At 45.6% G+C, this 16,489-nt stretch carries 19 protein-coding genes, 3 pseudogenes and 1 other annotated feature (1 of these 23 cut by a window edge); of the genes and pseudogenes, 18 read left to right on the top strand and 4 right to left on the bottom strand.

The features are described 5' to 3' along the window. Positions 1–11 (top strand) — a binding site (T-box leader) (it extends 219 nt beyond the left edge of the window). Positions 12–58: 47 nt separating this feature from the next. Together AD710_RS01005 and AD710_RS01000 are read left to right on the top strand one after the other, a co-directional pair. Beyond that, a complete protein-coding gene (locus AD710_RS01005; RefSeq protein ID WP_049627061.1) occupies positions 59–1,315 on the top strand; it encodes an MFS transporter in 1,257 nt (418 codons plus the stop codon). Next, a complete protein-coding gene (locus AD710_RS01000) occupies positions 1,281–1,751 on the top strand; it encodes a GNAT family N-acetyltransferase (protein ID WP_049627060.1) in 471 nt (156 codons plus the stop codon). Before AD710_RS01005 ends, AD710_RS01000 begins: the two co-directional genes overlap by 35 nt. Before the next feature lie 15 nt (positions 1,752–1,766). Here AD710_RS01000 and AD710_RS00995 read toward each other — a convergent pair whose 3' ends face one another. Next, positions 1,767–2,393, bottom strand: coding sequence for a TVP38/TMEM64 family protein (locus tag AD710_RS00995; RefSeq protein ID WP_049627059.1), 627 nt, complete (start codon positions 2,391–2,393; stop codon positions 1,767–1,769). A 372-nt stretch (positions 2,394–2,765) separates the two neighbouring features. Between AD710_RS00995 and AD710_RS20155 the strand changes: the two are divergent. From AD710_RS20155 to AD710_RS00980, 3 genes and pseudogenes are all read left to right on the top strand, one after another. Continuing rightward, positions 2,766–2,998, top strand: a pseudogene (locus AD710_RS20155) (peptidoglycan-binding domain-containing protein); the annotation flags it as partial. Between the two features lie 112 nt (positions 2,999–3,110). Beyond that, positions 3,111–3,845: a polysaccharide deacetylase family protein gene (locus tag AD710_RS00985; protein WP_049627057.1), complete on the top strand. Its 735-nt coding sequence runs from the start codon at positions 3,111–3,113 to the stop codon at positions 3,843–3,845. Positions 3,846–3,917: 72 nt separating this feature from the next. After that, the gene (locus AD710_RS00980) at positions 3,918–4,649 is read left to right on the top strand and encodes an SGNH/GDSL hydrolase family protein (RefSeq protein ID WP_049627056.1); all 732 of its coding nucleotides are present in this window, start codon (positions 3,918–3,920) and stop codon (positions 4,647–4,649) included. A gap of 339 nt (positions 4,650–4,988) precedes the next feature. On the opposite strand, the gene AD710_RS00975 is transcribed toward AD710_RS00980, so the two are convergent. Further along, the gene (locus AD710_RS00975) at positions 4,989–5,129 is read right to left on the bottom strand and encodes a sporulation histidine kinase inhibitor Sda (RefSeq protein WP_003152850.1); all 141 of its coding nucleotides are present in this window, start codon (positions 5,127–5,129) and stop codon (positions 4,989–4,991) included. A gap of 360 nt (positions 5,130–5,489) precedes the next feature. Here AD710_RS00975 and AD710_RS00970 point away from each other — a divergent pair, with 360 nt between their 5' ends. From AD710_RS00970 to AD710_RS00935, 8 genes are read left to right on the top strand one after another with little or no spacing between them, the layout of a single operon-like run. After that, positions 5,490–6,008 carry a YqeG family HAD IIIA-type phosphatase gene (locus tag AD710_RS00970; protein WP_014470710.1) on the top strand — a complete coding sequence of 173 codons (519 nt, stop codon included), beginning with the start codon at positions 5,490–5,492 and terminating at the stop codon, positions 6,006–6,008. A 2-nt stretch (positions 6,009–6,010) separates the two neighbouring features. After that, complete coding sequence (gene yqeH, locus AD710_RS00965; protein WP_049627055.1) at positions 6,011–7,111, top strand: ribosome biogenesis GTPase YqeH; 1,101 nt, start codon at positions 6,011–6,013, stop codon at positions 7,109–7,111. Between the two features lie 19 nt (positions 7,112–7,130). Then, the gene (gene aroE / locus AD710_RS00960) at positions 7,131–7,973 is read left to right on the top strand and encodes a shikimate dehydrogenase (protein WP_049627054.1); all 843 of its coding nucleotides are present in this window, start codon (positions 7,131–7,133) and stop codon (positions 7,971–7,973) included. Next, the gene (gene yhbY, locus AD710_RS00955; protein WP_003152858.1) at positions 7,967–8,257 is read left to right on the top strand and encodes a ribosome assembly RNA-binding protein YhbY; all 291 of its coding nucleotides are present in this window, start codon (positions 7,967–7,969) and stop codon (positions 8,255–8,257) included. Before aroE ends, yhbY begins: the two co-directional genes overlap by 7 nt. Before the next feature lie 10 nt (positions 8,258–8,267). Then, a complete protein-coding gene (locus tag AD710_RS00950) occupies positions 8,268–8,837 on the top strand; it encodes a nicotinate-nucleotide adenylyltransferase (protein ID WP_045926759.1) in 570 nt (189 codons plus the stop codon). After that, the gene (gene yqeK, locus AD710_RS00945) at positions 8,827–9,387 is read left to right on the top strand and encodes a bis(5'-nucleosyl)-tetraphosphatase (symmetrical) YqeK (protein WP_049627053.1); all 561 of its coding nucleotides are present in this window, start codon (positions 8,827–8,829) and stop codon (positions 9,385–9,387) included. Before AD710_RS00950 ends, yqeK begins: the two co-directional genes overlap by 11 nt. Before the next feature lie 16 nt (positions 9,388–9,403). Continuing rightward, positions 9,404–9,760 (top strand): ribosome silencing factor, encoded by a 357-nt coding sequence (rsfS, locus tag AD710_RS00940; protein WP_016938891.1) that lies wholly within the window; start codon positions 9,404–9,406, stop codon positions 9,758–9,760. Further along, complete coding sequence (locus AD710_RS00935) at positions 9,757–10,494, top strand: class I SAM-dependent DNA methyltransferase (protein ID WP_049627052.1); 738 nt, start codon at positions 9,757–9,759, stop codon at positions 10,492–10,494. Before rsfS ends, AD710_RS00935 begins: the two co-directional genes overlap by 4 nt. 68 nt (positions 10,495–10,562) lie before the next feature. Here AD710_RS00935 and comER read toward each other — a convergent pair whose 3' ends face one another. Beyond that, complete coding sequence (gene comER, locus AD710_RS00930) at positions 10,563–11,384, bottom strand: late competence protein ComER (protein ID WP_049627051.1); 822 nt, start codon at positions 11,382–11,384, stop codon at positions 10,563–10,565. A 58-nt stretch (positions 11,385–11,442) separates the two neighbouring features. Here comER and AD710_RS00925 point away from each other — a divergent pair, with 58 nt between their 5' ends. From AD710_RS00925 to AD710_RS00915, 3 genes are all read left to right on the top strand, one after another. Beyond that, a complete protein-coding gene (locus AD710_RS00925; protein ID WP_049627050.1) occupies positions 11,443–12,057 on the top strand; it encodes a helix-hairpin-helix domain-containing protein in 615 nt (204 codons plus the stop codon). 65 nt (positions 12,058–12,122) lie between these two features. Next, positions 12,123–12,692, top strand: coding sequence for a ComE operon protein 2 (locus AD710_RS00920; protein WP_016938895.1), 570 nt, complete (start codon positions 12,123–12,125; stop codon positions 12,690–12,692). Continuing rightward, on the top strand, positions 12,693–15,044 hold the full coding sequence (locus AD710_RS00915) for a DNA internalization-related competence protein ComEC/Rec2 (RefSeq protein ID WP_049627049.1): 2,352 nt from the start codon (positions 12,693–12,695) through the stop codon (positions 15,042–15,044). Between the two features lie 18 nt (positions 15,045–15,062). Here the strand turns inward: AD710_RS00915 and AD710_RS18805 are convergent, their stop codons facing one another. Continuing rightward, positions 15,063–15,197: a YqzM family protein gene (locus tag AD710_RS18805; protein ID WP_003152870.1), complete on the bottom strand. Its 135-nt coding sequence runs from the start codon at positions 15,195–15,197 to the stop codon at positions 15,063–15,065. Between the two features lie 40 nt (positions 15,198–15,237). Between AD710_RS18805 and AD710_RS19450 the strand changes: the two are divergent. Then, a pseudogene (locus tag AD710_RS19450) lies at positions 15,238–15,392 on the top strand (hypothetical protein). A 39-nt stretch (positions 15,393–15,431) separates the two neighbouring features. Then, a pseudogene (gene holA / locus AD710_RS00905) lies at positions 15,432–16,473 on the top strand (DNA polymerase III subunit delta); the annotation flags it as partial. Between the last annotated feature and the right edge of the window lie 16 nt (positions 16,474–16,489).

Below are 16,489 nucleotides of genomic sequence, written 5' to 3'. Positions count from 1 at the left end.
CCGTCCTCAAGACTTCATTGTCTTGAGGGCGTTTTTTATTTTCTGAGGGAGGGATAAGATGAAAAACTGGAAGTCTTGGCGGCACCCGGTGCTTTTGTTAACCGGAATCGGGGTGGCGAATATTGGTGAATGGATTTATTTTCTGTCTCTTAATCTTATTGTCTTAAAAGAAACAGGGTCTGCTTTTGCAGTTTCCATTCTTTATTTAATCAGGCCTGCGGCTGTTTTGATGACAAATGGGTGGGCGGGCAGCATCATCGACAGGTGTAACAAACGAAGTATGATGATGTCGCTTGATTTCATCCGGGCTGGATTCATTGCCGTTCTGCCGCTGATGTTTACTGCAGGGTCTCTATTTTCCGTTTATTGTATCGTGTTTTTGATTCATATGGCTAATGCGATGTTTCATCCGTGTTCCATGGCGTATGTGACGATGCTTATCCCGGCTGAAAGGAGAAAACGATTCAATTCACTAAGGGCTTTGCCGGAATCAGGGGCTTTTCTCCTCGGGCCGGCTGCGACCGGGCTGCTTTTTATCGTCGGCACGCCGATTTTTGCGATTTGGGTGAATGCGGCTGCTTTAATGCTGTCCGGTTTCATCACGATGATGCTGCCGAATCTTGAAAATGAGCCTCACGTACATTCTCCCAGGCAGAAGCTTTCTTTGGCAGTGTGCAAAGAAGATTGGAAGCTCGTCTATCGCTTCAGCCGAACGGCGCGAAACGTCATGATCATTTATTTTTTATTCAGTCTGGTCATGACCGTGATGTTGTCTGCACTTGATTCGCTTGAAGTCGCTTTTTCAAAAGAGGTTCTTCAGCTGACTGATGCTGATTACGGTTTTCTCGTCAGTGTGTCAGGGGCAGGGGTTATAGCGGGGGCGCTTGCCAATGTGTTCTTTAATAAAAAAATGCCGGCTTCTTTATTGATGGGAATGGGCTCTTTTTTCACAGCGGCGGGATATATGATTTATGCGTTTTCTCACGTTTTTTGGACGGCTGCTTGCGGGTTTTTCATTCTGGCTTTTTTCTTGGCATTTGCCAATACGGGATTTCAGACGTTTTATCAAAAAAATGTTCCGGTGGACATTATGGGGAGGGTGGGCAGCTTTTATTCATTAGTTGAAGCCGTCTTCATTATATTGATAACGGCGGTTTTCGGAGCGGCGGCAGTCAGTTCTTCCGTCCGCCATATCGTCATCACAGGCGCAGCCGTTATGCTGATGTTGGCAGCCGTTTTATGCTCATTCTTACTTGCGGCCGCAAAAAGGAGGACACTTGATGGATTTCAAGCGAATCAATTTAAACAAACATAAAGAGACGGCCGTTTCATTTCGCGAAGATTCGTTTCACGTCAGCTTTGGCACGGCGGATCATTTTAATAAGGATGAGTATCTCAGATGGCTGTCATCTCAAATCAAGAGCTTTCCCGACGGTTTTGTGCTGCTTTTTCATAACGGGCAGCCGATCGGACAGCTTGAAGCCTCCATTAAACCTTATCGCGATCAAAAAATCGGTTATGTGCACCTTTACTATATTACTGAGCGGCAGAGGGGAATGGGGTACGGGACGAAGCTCCATCAATACGCGAATCAGTTTTTCAGAACGAATGGTGTTTCGGAATATCATCTTAGAGTTTCTCCGGACAATAAAGCGGCCCTGTCATTTTACAAAAAGCAAAACCTGAAAGTGCTCGGTTCAGAATTAAACGGAAAGGTTCTCAGAATGAGAGGAGCCGTACCGCCGGTATAGAGGGCGGTACGCGCTTCATTTTTTCGTCGTTTTTAAAAGGCCGGGAAACTTTTTATAAATGACCGCCATTAACACGAGCATATACATTCCGTAAATTCCGAAAGACAGCAGTTTGTTGCTTGTAAATGAAGCGCCTGCGACTGTCACGATCACAATGTTCGGAATTTTGCCGAGCGCCGATGCGGAAAAAAAGATAGGCCATCGTATGTTGCTCAGCCCGCATACGGTATTCATGGCAAGCGACGGTATAATCGGAATCAGCCGCCCGAAAAGCACCGCCGTAAATGCGTGCTGATGAAATGAATCTTCATATTGGGCCGCGGCCGGGTAAGACCGCAGCTTTTTTCTGGCCCAGTCTCTGAATCCGTACCGAACGAGAAAAAACAAGGCCATTGTCCCGAGCATCGCGCCTGACAATGTAATCCACACCCCGTTTACAATCCCGAAAACCGCTCCGTTTAAGGCCGCGATAATGGCGAATGGAACAATCGGGAAAAATACGTCAGCTGCGACCAGCAGGATACTCATGAGCACGGCGTACATTCCGCCCGCCCGAATCATGCCGAGCCAGACGTCTTTTTGCATAAAACCGATCACCACAACAGCAATGATAACGGCAAGACTGAATCCTTTTTTTATCATCTGTACGTTCACCTCTTTTCAAATAGTATACAGTACAAATCTATCTCCTTCTATTAAAAAAGAGTGTCCGATAAGCGTGCTTTTGCATTGTTTAATAGGAGAGGGATAAAATGATATCCATAAAAAAAAGACCCGATACCGAGATCAAACGGCAACCGGCCGAGATATGCAATGGACCCGGATTATATTACCGCCCATCATACATCCAACACGGACAAGGGCGCAGACGCGAAGATGCGCGCAAAAAGCTCATGAAAGATCATAATATACCTCTTGATCGCGCCGTTCCCCATAAAAAATTGCCCCGGCAGGCTGCTGAACAGCTGGGAAGCCTTTTAAAGGCGTAAACGGCTCTGACGACTCTGCAAATAAATCATTAAACTGACGACCCCTTATACAAAGGGCGAAAAGGTGACTCAAGTGCAAAGAGTCCTTGCCGCCGCTGATTTTTATCCTGATAAAAATACGGAAAATCATGGAGTTGACGGAATATACGACCCAAAACCGCCAATGCCGTAAAGCGGTTCCAAATCATGAACGGCTTGCAGGCTGACAGGATTTACGGTCCGAAAACGAAAGACAAGCTGGCAGCAGTGCTGTCATAATTCGACATTACCTGTTTCTTACAGCAGAAGCGGGTGATGTACATTATTTGCGCGAGAATGATTTTTAAAAAAGGGGACACGTTAACAGTAGTGTTTACTGGAGGTGTAAACGTTGAGATGCTTTCATCTGATCATTATGATATGCGTCCTCACGAGTCTCACTGCCGTGTCCGCCGATGCAAAATCATTAAAAAGAAGTGACATGGAGAAGACGGGAAACGTGTATTGGGATATAAGGTCTGAAAAAAAGAAACTGTCTTTAACCTTCGATGACGGCCCCCACCCTGTCTATACAGAGGCTGTGTTAGACGTGCTGAAACAGTACAATGTTAAAGCGACTTTTTTTTGTATTGGAAGCCGTATAGACAATTACCCTATAACGGCAAAGCGCATTATTGAAGAAGGACATGAAATCGGCAACCATACGATGAACCATGTTTATTTTCACCGTCTGAAACGCAAAGACATTTTAAAAGAGCTTCACAGCTCAGCGCATCATATCACATCGCTTCAGCCGGAAGGGGACAAGTTATTCCGCCCGCCGGGAGGATCGCTGAACCATACGGCTTTCAAAAGCATCTTAAAAGAGGGCTATCATATCATCATGTGGTCTTGGAACCAAGATCCGAGGGACTGGAGAAGGCCCGGAAAAGGAAAAATCGTCAGACACGTTGTTTCACATGCCAGAGATGGAGATATTATTCTTCTGCATGACGGCGGAGGCAACCGGCGCCAGACGGTTGAGGCTTTGAAAGAAATTATTCCCCAGCTGAAAAAGCAGGGCTACACGTTTGTTAAGGTTTCGGATTTGATCGGAGAGGATGCCGGCCCTTTTCATATCCAGTAAAGAGAGCGCCGCGTTGAAAGCCGCAAAAGAGACGTGTACCATATAGGATGTAAGGTTTGGGGGGAGAAAAAAATGAAGTTTGCTGTTCTTTTTATTACGATAGCCTGTCTGTTATCAGGATGCGCCGCGGGCAAAGAGAAAAGCGCTGTCGCTTTCGGTGACAGCAATACGCGCGGTTCCAATTGGGATTATCGTGATTATCCAAAGGCGCAGCAGTGGGTAAACATGTTAAAAACAACGGAACGCGGCCGTCTTACGGTTATAAATGCGGGAATAGGCGGTCAGACGACTGAGGATGCGCGCCTGCGATTTCAAAGCGACGTGCTTGACCGCAAGCCTCAATATTTATTTATCATGTTCGGAACAAATGATGCAGGCATTTTGACGGGACAACAGCCGCGAGTATCAAAGAAACGGTTTAAAGAAAACCTGACTTATTTTGTAAACGAAAGCCGGAAGCACCGCATAAAGCCGATTTTAATGACGTGCATCCCAGTTATAGAAGGAAACGGAACGCATCATCTCTATTACTATTCAAGATATAAAGCTTCAGCCTTTAAAGAAAAAGGCGGAGCGAGAAAATGGCATAATTCCTATAACGGTATTACAAGGCAGGTTGCAAAAGAGTTAAAAGTGCCTCTGGTGGATAATTGGAAGCACTTTATACGCGCGGACGGCGGCAAAGATACAGACCGGGCGCTCATCCAATCCGGACTGATAGATCCTTCCGGAAATCACATGACGCCAAAAGGGGCCAGAATCTTAATTGAAGGCATAAAAAATGGGCGGATTTTGGAACGCTGACGTCGTCAGCTGCCTAAGCCGTTTTGCTCGTGCATCATAGGCTGTAGAAAAACATCTTTTTGGAGGCGATTTGCTATGAACCGCGGTTTCCCTCCGCCATATCCTGTATGCCCGCCTCCTCGGGTGAGTGCGGGGTACTGGTACGCATTTTTTGTTGTGCTGCTCGTCGTTTTTCTCGTTCTGGGCGGCCTGTATTGGTTCAAAATTTAACAGCCGTCCTCTTAAACACCTCTGTTAGGGGTGTTTTTTGTTGAAAGTGGTAGTAAAGCGTATAACCGAAGTGATATAATATCAGTCATCTGAGTAAAAAAAGGGAATTCGCCCGGAAAATTTTTCTGTTTAAGAAGAAACGGAAATAATGTGTCCGAGCGATCTTCTTTTGATTTCGTTTTCAATTAACTCGATAAATTCACGGCTCAAATTCATTTCATTGGCTTTGAAATAAGATTCTATTAGTAATTCATCAGAAAGCTTTCTCATGCCGGGGACCCAATTAATGGGAGTGGCACCTCCTTAACAGTTGTAATCAATCATCAGACGCGAGCATATGATGGAAGGTTGCGTTTCAATCATGGTGAGGTTATCTTTAATCTACCATGAAATACAAATAAGAACAATCGTTCTGTTATCCACACTCATAAGTGGATAACTTGTTAGTATCTTGTTTATAATCTGGATAAATCCGGATGTAATAAGAGTGGATAATGTGTGTAATTTTATCCACAACTGGTGAAGAAACCCAATTTTTGTCGAAATTTTTTTGCTGAGTCCGACTTTGTTTTTAAATCCGACAGGTTTCGACATATAGATGATAGAAAGAAAAAGGGAAGGGTGCGGGTTTTGTTAAAAAAGTTTTTTTTACCTGACGAATTTGTGAAAAATATATTTCATATCACACCGGAAAAGCTCAAGGAGCGCAATGTGAAAGGGATTATTACAGACCTTGACAATACGCTTGTGGAGTGGGACAGACCGAGTGCGACACCTCGATTAATCGAGTGGTTTGAAGAAATGAAGGAGCACGGCATTAAAGTCACGATCGTCTCCAATAATAATGAACGAAGAGTGAAATTATTCTCGGAGCCGCTTGGCATACCGTTTATTTATAAGGCAAGAAAACCGATGGGACGCGCCTTTAAAAGAGCCGTCAGCAGCATGGATCTGAAAAAAGAAGACTGTGTGGTCATCGGCGATCAGCTGCTTACTGATGTTCTCGGCGGAAACAGACACGGGTATCATACGATCCTCGTCGTGCCGGTCGCTTCCTCTGACGGGGTCATGACGCGCTTTAACCGCCGGATTGAACGGAGAATATTGAGTTCTTTGAAACGTAAAGGCCATATTCAGTGGGAGGATTAGAAATGGAAAAGGTTGTTTGCATCGGCTGCGGAGTAACGATCCAGACCGAGGATAAACAAGGTCTCGGGTATGCGCCGAAGGCATCGCTCACAAAAGAGAATGTCATCTGTCAGCGCTGCTTCAGACTGAAAAACTACAATGAAATTCAAGATGTTTCATTAACGGACGATGACTTTTTAAATATCTTGCACACAATCGGCGATACTGACTCTCTTATTGTCAAAGTCGTTGATATTTTTGATTTTAACGGAAGCTGGATAAACGGACTGAACCGCTTTGTCGGCGGAAATCCGATCATTCTTGTCGGTAATAAGGCTGATATCCTTCCGAAATCCGTAAAACGGGAACGGCTCGTTCAATGGATGAAACGCGAAGCGAAAGAATACGGCTTAAAACCTCTTGATGTCTTTTTAATCAGCGCTTCACGCGGGCAAGGGATGAAAGAAGTCATTGACGCCATTGAACATTACCGCGAAGGCCGCGATGTGTATGTGGTGGGCTGTACGAATGTCGGCAAATCAACATTTATCAACCGGATTATTAAAGAGGTCTCAGGGGAAGAGAATATCATTACCACATCTCAATTTCCGGGCACGACGCTTGATGCAATTGAAATCCCGCTTGATGACGGGTCCGCGCTTTATGATACCCCGGGAATCATTAACCATCACCAGATGGCGCATTATGTCGACAAGCGTGACTTAAAGGTGCTGACACCGAAAAAAGAACTGAAGCCGCGCACTTTCCAGCTGAATGAGAAACAAACGCTTTACTTCGGCGGGCTTGCCCGGTTTGATTATGTTTCAGGCGATAAATCGGCGTTTGTCTGCTATATGCCGAATGAATTGATGATTCACAGAACAAAGCTTGAAAATGCTGACGCCTTATACGAAAAGCACGCGGGTGAACTGCTCACCCCGCCCGGGAAAGATCATTTGGATGAATTTCCGGAGCTTACGGCTCACACGTTTACGATTAAAGAAGGAAAGACGGATATCGTTTTTTCCGGTCTCGGATGGGTCACGGTGCAGCAGTCAGATAAAAAAATAACGGCATACGCTCCGAAAGGCGTACACGTATTTGTCCGCCGTTCATTAATATAGAGAGAAGGGGAGAGGGAGCATGAAACAATTGTACGGAGTAATCGGAAATCCGATCGGGCATTCAATGTCACCCGATATTCATAACGCGGCTTTGAAAGATAAGAACATCAACGGGCAGTATTTTGCGTTTCAGGTGGAACCTCACAACCTCAAGGACGCCGTTAACGGAATTAAAGCACTGGGCATCTGCGGAATTAACGTTACAGTCCCGCATAAAGTCGCGATCATGGAGCATCTGGATGAAATACATGAAAGCGCAAAAGTACTCGGGGCTGTAAATACCGTCAAAAGAGAGGGAGACAGGCTCATCGGGTATAATACTGACGGAGATGGATTTTATAAATCCTTAGTCAAAGTTTTGGACAAACCGATATCAGAGCTCTCCATTCTAATGATAGGAGCGGGAGGGGCGGCAAGAGCGATTTTTACGACGATCGTCCGCAAAGAGCCGAAACAGTTTGACGTTTGCAACCGCACGCCGGAAAAAGCAGAAAGTCTGATTGCGGCCGCTCCCTCTTTTCAGCAGAAACGCGCTCTTACATTAGAAGAAGCTGAAAATCAGCTTGAGCAATATGACGTCATTATTCATACAACATCTGTCGGCATGTATCCGAACACGGATGCCGTGCCGCTCTCATTGGAACGGGCCAAAGCGGGCGCCATCGTTTGTGATATCGTATACAACCCGATTCAAACGGCGTTATTAAAAGAAGCCGAAAAAAGAGGTTTGACTACCCTTGACGGCGTCGGCATGTTTGTGGAACAGGCCGCACTGTCCTTCAAGCTGTGGACGGAACAGGAGCCTGACAGCGGCCTGATGAGAGCAATTGTTGAAGGAAAACTAGGAGGAACACAATGTTAACAGGAAAACAAAAACGGTTTTTGCGTTCAAAAGCGCATCATTTAACGCCTATTTTTCAAGTGGGAAAGGGCGGAGTCAACGAAAACATGGTGAAACAGATTGCCGAGGCTTTAGAGGCAAGAGAGCTGATTAAAGTCAGCGTGCTTCAAAACTGCGAAGACGATAAAAACGATGTCGCAGAAGCCCTTGTGAAAGGCAGCCGTTCACAATTGGTGCAGACGATCGGAAATACGATCGTATTGTATAAGGAATCAAAGGAAAATAAACAAATCGAGCTTCCGTAAGGTGGTTGACATGAAGAAAATCGGAATATTCGGGGGCACATTTGACCCTCCGCATAACGGTCATCTTCTGATGGCTAATGAAGTCCTTCATCAGGCGGAGCTCGATGAGATTTGGTTTATGCCGAATAAAATTCCCCCGCATAAGCAGAATGAAGACTTTACCGACAGCCGGCACCGGGTTGAGATGCTGAAGCTTGCCATCAGCTCAAATCCCGGTTTTAAGCTTGAGCTGGCGGAAATGGAGCGGAAAGGTCCTTCTTATACCTATGATACTGTCCGTTTACTGAAGGAGCGGCACCCGAACGACAAGCTTTTCTTTATTATCGGGGCGGATATGATTGAATATCTGCCGAAATGGTACAAACTGGACGAACTGCTTACACTCATTCAATTTATCGGAGTGCGGCGCCCGGGGTATCATATTGAGACCCCGTATCCGCTGCTTTTTGCTGACGTTCCGGAATTTGACGTATCGTCAACGATGGTGAGAGAACGTCTCAAAGCAAAAAAAACGACGCAATACTTAATGCCGGATAAAGTGAGGCAGTATATAGAGGAGAATGATTTATATGAATCGTGAGGAAGCACTTGCCTGCGTCAAAGAACAGCTGACCGAGCATCGCTACATCCACACAATCGGCGTGACAGATACGGCGGTTATTCTCGCAGGCCGGTTCGGAGCAGATCCGAAAAAAGCGGAAATGGCGGCTATTTTTCATGATTACGCCAAATTCCGGCCGAAAGAAGAAATGAAGCAGATCATCGTGCGGGAAAAAATGCCGGCTGAGCTTTTGGATTACAATGCCGAGCTGTGGCATGCTCCTGCGGGGGCGTATCTGGCTGAGAAGGAAGCGGGGATCACTGACCCCGAGATATTAGACGCGATCCGCTATCACACGTCAGGGCGTCCCGGAATGACCCTTTTAGACAAAGTCATTTACGTGGCGGATTACATTGAACCAGGCCGCCATTTTCCGGGGGTGGAAGATGTGCGGCGCCTGGCAGAAAAGGATCTGAACGAAGCGCTAATACAAGCAATGAAAAATACAATGATATTTCTGATGAAAAAAAACCAGCCGGTCTTCCCGGAGACGTTTGCAACCTATAACTGGCTGGTGTCTCAAAATTGACAGGAGGAATATGGAAATGGATCAAGCTTCCGTATTAAAAATCGCAGCAAAAGCATGCGACGATAAACGTGCAGAGGATATTTTAGCGCTGGACATGGAAGGAATCTCACTTGTAGCGGATTACTTTTTAATCTGCCACGGGAATTCTGATAAACAGGTTCAGGCAATTGCACGTGAAATTAAAGATCAGGCAGAAGAAAACGGCATTGATGTCAAAAAGATGGAAGGGTTTGATGAGGCCCGCTGGATTTTAGTTGATCTCGGCGATGTCATTGTTCACGTTTTCCATAAAGATGAAAGAAGCTACTACAATCTTGAAAAGCTATGGGGCGACGCGCCGCTCGCAGAGCTTGAACTCGGCTTGAACTCATGATTTACCAAGGCTTCGCCGGCGTATATGACGAGTTAATGTCCCATGCGCCGTATGATGAATGGGCGGGCTGGATCGAAGCCTCTCTTCCGGAAAAGGGAAGGGTGCTTGATCTTGCCTGCGGAACCGGAGAAATATCCATCAGGCTTGCCGAAAAAGGCTGCGAAGTCACGGGGATTGATTTGAGTGAAGACATGCTGAGCTGTGCCCAGCAGAAAAAAACGGGAAAGCCGATTCTTTTTCTCCAGCAGGATATGAGAGAGCTTTCCGGTTTTGAAGAACAGTTTGATGCTGTAGTCATCTGCTGTGATTCCCTCAATTACTTAAAAACGAAAAATGATGTCTTGAACACCTTCAAAAGTGTTTTTCAAGTTTTGAAGGAGGGCGGCCTGCTTCTGTTTGACGTCCATTCCCCATATAAAATGACGGAGCTTTTTCCGGACAGCACCCATGCGGACCAGGATGAGCAGATCAGCTATATTTGGCAAAGCTTTGCCGGCGATGAAGAGCTTTCTGTCATCCATGATATGTCCTTTTTCGTATGGAACGGACAAACTTATGACCGCTATGACGAGACGCATGAGCAAAAAACATTTTACATTGAAGAATATGAACAAATGCTTGCAGAGACAGGATTTGAACTGAAGAAAGTGACGGCTGATTTTACAGACCGGCCTCCTTCAAGAGAGTCCGAGCGTCTTTTCTTTACGGCAGGCAAACCAAAAACCATCGTTTAAACAAAACGATGGTTTTTAAAATGCATTTTTGCCGATTGGCGCGTTATAGCGTTTTATGGCATACTCATTTACACGTGAAATTGCTTCTTCACTAAAGATATATCTTCATCGTATTTGTCATGTGTACGCTGAAAGACACGGTTGAACATATCCTGTACACCGCTTTCAAGCGCCTTCAGTCCTTCTCCGGTGACGCCGCCTTTTACGCATACTTTTTCCTGCAAGGCGGGAAGGGTGTAATGCCCTGTTTCCAGAAGCCTTCCGAGACCGACAAGCATTTCCGTCGACATAATTACGGCTTCTTCTTTGGTGATGTCCGTTTCTTCCACTGCCGCGTCAATAAAGCGCTGAACGAGATAACTCATAAAAGCAGGGCCGCAGCTGACAATGTCTGACGCCGCCCTTGTTATGCCGCTGTTGATTTCTACAGGCTTTGAAATATGAGTGATCAGCGTTTGGATATCCGCTTTTGCAGCCTCACTGCAGCTATTGCCGAACGTAACAAGCGAGACACCGGCAAAGGCGCGGTTTGTAATGCTCGGAATGACACGGGCCGTCTGGCACGGAACCGTATGTTCAATCTGTTCCGTTTGAACGGGGCTGGTAATGGAGATTAAAATGTGATCTTTTCGTAAATGAGGTGTGAGCTTCTTCAGCAAAGGATATATATCCAGCGGTTTTACACAAATGAATATCATTTCATTTTCCTGTACGAGCTTTTCCTGATCCTCGGTGACTTGGATGCCGCTGAAACGCTCTTTTAGTTTTAATGCTTTTTCGATTGTTCTGTTTGTGATGGTGATATGTGAGGGATCGGCAGCGTTTGATTCAATTAACGATTCAATCAGGATCGTTCCCATGTTTCCGGTGCCGATAAAGCCTATTTTCAATGAATTCCCCTCCTTTTTCCCTTAATCCTCTAAACCTTATGCGGGGAGGCAATGCAATATGACGAAAGCGATGATGACGGAGCAGCTGCGGCGGAACCTGAAAATTCTGGGTGTTTGTCTTGCGGCAGGAGCGATTTTCATCTGCATTTGGCTGTTTCGTCCTGAAAAAGAAGAACCGGTCAAACAGCAGTCCGTGCTCGGCCAAACAGCCTCAGCATCCGGCACGGACAAAACAGAAACCGCAGACGATAAGATTATGATTGATATGAAAGGCGCGGTCCGAAATCCCGGCGTGTATGAAATGAAGGCGGGAGACAGAGTGACACAAGCCATTGAGAAAGCCGGCGGCCTGAAGGAAAAGGCGGATGAACTGAATGTTAATTTAGCAGAGCAGCTGCAAGATGGGACGGTCGTTTATATTCCGAGTAAAGGCGAAGAGGAGAATCGCCCGAAAACTGCAGCAGGTGAAAAGGAAGATGCCCCTGTCAATATCAATACGGCAACTCTGGACGAACTTCAGGCGATTTCCGGTGTGGGACAGAAAAAAGCGGAAGCGATTATCGCCTACCGGGAAGAAAACGGACGTTTTCAGACTGCTGAAGATTTGATGAATGTATCAGGTTTTGGAGAAAAGTCATTTGAGCGGATAAAAACTTCCATTACGGTAAAGTGAATTGACGGCTTTGCTCAAAACTATGTAAACTTAGAAAAGCAACAAGACTTTTGGAGGGAACACTTGTGGAACGAATCTCATGGAATCAATATTTTATGGCGCAAAGCCATTTGCTGGCGCTGAGAAGCACATGTCCGAGACTGTCAGTCGGAGCAACCGTTGTCAGAGACAAGCGGATGATTGCCGGCGGGTACAACGGTTCAATTGCCGGCGGCGTCCATTGTGCTGATGAAGGATGTCTTTTAATAGATAATCACTGCCAGCGGACCATACATGCAGAGATGAATGCAATTCTGCAATGTTCTAAGTTCGGTGTGCCGACTGAGGGCGCCGAAATTTATGTGACGCATTATCCTTGTATTCAATGCTGTAAATCAATTATTCAGGCGGGCATCAAAACGGTCTATTATGCCGAAGATTACAAAACACAGCCATACGCAAAAGAGCTGTTCACCCAAGCCGGAGTCAAGGTGGAGCAGGTTGAACTTGATGAAATGATCATTGATCTGAAAAACCGCGAAAAATTGTCTTTTGTAGCCGGTCTGATTCAGCAATTATCTGATGCGGGAGTTAAGGCGGATGAACTGAAAAAAATTCATGAACAGGCCAATGAGCTGTTTACCAGTTACGTATAAATGAAATATAAATACCTTCTTCTGCCTCTGGCGGCGGTTTCTGCAACCGCGGGAATTGCCGCCGCAAATTTCTTCTGGGTTCTATTCTTTTTCCTTCTGTATCTTCTCTTTATTTTTGTGAAAACAAAGCAGTACACACCGTTTATCATCAGCCTCGTTTCTTTTTGTCTTTATTTCTTTCTGTATACGGTTTATGACGCTGCGAATGTATCCCGGTATCAGGCCGGGAGCTATACTGAACAGGCCGTCATCACAAATATTCCGAAGGTTGACGGGGCGAAAATGTCAGCCGTTATCCGAACTCATGACAAAGAAAAATGGGCCGCTTCATACAAAATCCGGTCTCTTGAAGAAAAAGGTCTGATTGAACAGCTGGAACCGGGGATGCGCTGCGTGTTTACCGGCTCTTTGGAACAGCCCGGACACGCGACGATTCCCGGAGGTTTTGATTATAAGGAATATCTTAATTCTCAGCATATTCACTGGTTATTTTCCGTGACTTCCATTCAGCAGTGTAAAAAATCCGGCATGCCGCTGTATAAACTGCTGAACATCAGAAAGAATTTGATTTCGATCATTCAAAATCACGTGCCTGAATCCTCTGCCGGAATTGTCGAAGCGCTGACCTTGGGTGAAAGATTTTCTATAGAGGACGATATACTGAACGCTTATCAAAATCTGGGAGTCGTTCATTTAATGGCCATTTCCGGAATGCATGTCGGTCTGATTACCGCAGGAATATTTTATGTTCTGATCAGAATCGGGCTGACAAGAGAAAAGGCGGGGGTTTTACTGCTATTTTTTTTACCGGTGTATACGCTGTTAAGCGGTGCGGCCCCGTCCGTATTGCGCGCATCCCTCATGCTGGGATTTTATATCGCCGGAACTCTTTTTAAACGCAGAATTCATTCCTCGGCTGCATTGTCCGTATCTTATCTGCTGCTCCTCATGTTTAATCCTTACCTCCTTTGGCAGGCGGGCTTCCAGCTTTCTTTTGCGGTAAGCGCCGCTTTAATTCTGTCATCCTCCATTTTAAAGAAAGCAGGGAAAAGAAGACTTGCCGGGCTTGCGATGGCCTCATTCATTGCGGAGCTCAGTTCGCTTCCGTTTCTGCTCTATCATTTTCAGCAGATTTCGCTTGTCAGTTTTCCGATGAATATGGTGATGGTGCCTTTTTATACGTTATTTGTCATTCCGTTTTCGGTCATCGGTTTCCTTCTTCTCTTACTTTCAAGGCAGATGGGGGAATGTTTGTTTTATATGTTTGACCTTGTGATGAAGCCTGTGCATGATTTCATGACATATGCGGCATCCGTTGATTTATTTACAATGATTGTGTCAAAGCCTGACTTTCTTTCCCTTCTTCTGCTTGCGGTTTCCGTGTTTACGCTTTTTGCAGCTTTGGAAAAAGGGAGTTTTTTGAAACTCAGAAAATCGCCTCTTTTTTTCTGCACGGTTTTGGTTTATTTAATGTTCCGTCCTTATTTCAGTCCCTGGGGAGAAGCGGATATGCTTGATATCGGGCAGGGAGACTCGCTGTTTATAAGTGCGCCGCACCGCAAAGGAACCGTAATGGTTGATACAGGGGGAGTGGTGGCTTATCCGGGAGAATCATGGAAAGAAAAACGCCACCCGTATTCTATCGGTGAGAAGGTTTTGATTCCGTTTTTGAACGGAAAAGGGGTGAAAAAGCTGGATGCGCTGATTTTAACCCATGCGGATCAGGATCATATCGGGGAAGCCGGAGTATTAATCAAAAAACATAGAGTCAAACGGTTGATTGTTCCCACGGGATTCGTGAAGGAACCGAAGGACCAGGACATATTGAAGATGGCGAAGGAAAACAACATTCCCGTTGCCGAAGCAAAGCGGGGCGACACCATTACAGCCGGTAATCTTCAATTTCAGGTGCTGTCCCCGGAGTCGTCTGACGGAAAGAGTAAAAATGATTCGTCACTGGTGCTTTGGACGGTTTTAGGCGGAGTGAGCTGGCTTTTGACGGGAGATTTAGAATCGGACGGCGAAACGGAAGTGCTGAAAGCGTATCCGAATCTGAAGGCTGATATATTGAAGGCCGGTCATCACGGCAGCAAAAGCTCTACGAGTGAAGCTTTTTTGAAACAGCTTCAGCCGGAAGCGGCACTGATTTCGGCAGGTGAAGATAATCGTTACCATCATCCGCATGAAGAGGTGCTGGATCGTTTGAAAGCGTACTCTGTCAATGTACTTCGCACCGATCTCAGCGGAACGATTCAATACAGATTTAAAAAAGGCGCCGGAACGTTTTCTGTCTTTCCTCCATATGATATAGAAGAAACCAGGGCGCAGGAAGTAAAAAAGACTGCCGATTGACAGCAGCCCGGAATGCGGCTAAGAGCCGATAAGATGGATGGCTGTTGCCATCACGAACAAAAAGGCGAAAAATCCGAAGGACACGACAAAACCGACAGCTGAGTCAACAGCATCATTTCGTTTGCTTTGAACGTTTTTTTCAAAATCATTCAATTTCATCCCTCCTGACTTCCCTAAGTATACTGGAATTGTTTTGAAAAATCTAGAAGTGATGGTAACGTTTTCTGTTCTTGTGATTATCGCCTTTTTACAAGCAGCCCCGGGAGCTTGTGAATCAGGCGTTTATTATAAATGAGGAAGCTGTCCTTTTTAAAGCTTCCTCTTTACTATTTGCCTAACTCAATTTAGGATAGAAGGGGATCAAGAAAGAGAGGAAGTCATACGATCATGGTATTTGATGTTTGGAAAGCCCTGAAAAAAGGGGATGTCCGCTCCGTTTATTGTTTATACGGAAAAGAAACGTATCTTCTCCAAGAGACTGTCAGCCGGATCAGACAAGCTGTCGTTGATGAGGGGACAAAAGATTTTAACCTGTCTGTTTTTGATCTTGAAGAGGATCCGCTTGACCAGGCAATAACCGATGCGGAAACGTTTCCGTTTATGGGGGAGAAGCGGCTGGTCATTGTGAAAAACCCGTCTTTTTTAACAGGGGAAAAAAAGAAAGAAAAAATAGAGCACAATACAGGCGCTCTTGAGACTTATCTGAAGGAGCCTGCGCCTTATACGGTTTTTGTGATTGTGGCTCCGTATGAGAAGCTGGATGAGCGGAAAAAACTGACGAAGGCGCTGAAGCAGCAAGCTCTGATGATTGAAGCGAAGGAGCTGAATGCAAAGGAGACGACTGACTTTACGATTAATCTGGCAAAATCCGAAAATAAAACGATTGACACAGAAGCTGCCGAGCATTTGGTTCTGCTTGCAAACGGCCACCTGTCCTCCATATACCAGGAAATACAAAAACTCTCCGCCTACACCGGAGACAGACATGAGATTACGCTTGAAGATGTCCGGGAGCTTGTCGCGAGAAGTTTAGAGCAGAATATTTTTGAGCTGATCAACAAAATCGTGAACCGAAAACGGACGGAAAGCCTTCAAATATTTTATGATCTTTTAAAACAAAACGAAGAACCGATCAAAATCATGGCGCTGATCGCCAACCAGTTCCGTCTCATTATGCAGACGAAGTATTTTGCCGAACAAGGATACGGTCAAAAGCAAATCGCATCCAATTTAAAGGTGCACCCTTTCCGGGTAAAGCTGGCGATGGACCAGGCGAGGCTTTTTTCTGAAGAAGAGCTCAGACGTATTATAGAGAAACTCGCAGTGATGGATTACGAAATGAAAACCGGGAAAAAGGACAAGCAGCTCTTGCTGGAGCTCTTTCTCCTTGAACTTCTCCGGACCGAATGAAAAAAACGATCCCCGTTACCAGGGATCGTTTTTGT

The sequence above is a fragment of the Bacillus sp. JFL15 genome (genome assembly GCF_001184225.1).
GTDB classification, from domain to species: domain Bacteria; phylum Bacillota; class Bacilli; order Bacillales; family Bacillaceae; genus Bacillus; species Bacillus siamensis.
The sequence above is the reverse complement of the archived record's forward strand: the minus strand, read 5'-3'. Positions and strand labels throughout refer to the sequence as shown.

Coding starts and splice junctions, on each gene's coding strand:
- AD710_RS01005 (WP_049627061.1), top strand. CDS start 59: ATGAAAAACTGGAAGTCTTGGCGGCACCCGGTGCTTTTGTTAACCGGA.
- AD710_RS01000 (WP_049627060.1), top strand. CDS start 1,281: ATGGATTTCAAGCGAATCAATTTAAACAAACATAAAGAGACGGCCGTT.
- AD710_RS00975 (WP_003152850.1), bottom strand. CDS start 5,129: ATGAGAAAGCTTTCTGATGAATTACTAATAGAATCTTATTTCAAAGCC.
- yqeK (WP_049627053.1), top strand. CDS start 8,827: ATGAATCGTGAGGAAGCACTTGCCTGCGTCAAAGAACAGCTGACCGAG.
- AD710_RS00915 (WP_049627049.1), top strand. CDS start 12,693: ATGAAATATAAATACCTTCTTCTGCCTCTGGCGGCGGTTTCTGCAACC.
- yqeH (WP_049627055.1), top strand. CDS start 6,011: ATGGAAAAGGTTGTTTGCATCGGCTGCGGAGTAACGATCCAGACCGAG.
- AD710_RS00925 (WP_049627050.1), top strand. CDS start 11,443: ATGACGAAAGCGATGATGACGGAGCAGCTGCGGCGGAACCTGAAAATT.
- AD710_RS00950 (WP_045926759.1), top strand. CDS start 8,268: ATGAAGAAAATCGGAATATTCGGGGGCACATTTGACCCTCCGCATAAC.
- yhbY (WP_003152858.1), top strand. CDS start 7,967: ATGTTAACAGGAAAACAAAAACGGTTTTTGCGTTCAAAAGCGCATCAT.
- AD710_RS00980 (WP_049627056.1), top strand. CDS start 3,918: ATGAAGTTTGCTGTTCTTTTTATTACGATAGCCTGTCTGTTATCAGGA.
- AD710_RS00935 (WP_049627052.1), top strand. CDS start 9,757: ATGATTTACCAAGGCTTCGCCGGCGTATATGACGAGTTAATGTCCCAT.
- aroE (WP_049627054.1), top strand. CDS start 7,131: ATGAAACAATTGTACGGAGTAATCGGAAATCCGATCGGGCATTCAATG.
- AD710_RS00995 (WP_049627059.1), bottom strand. CDS start 2,393: ATGATAAAAAAAGGATTCAGTCTTGCCGTTATCATTGCTGTTGTGGTG.
- rsfS (WP_016938891.1), top strand. CDS start 9,404: ATGGATCAAGCTTCCGTATTAAAAATCGCAGCAAAAGCATGCGACGAT.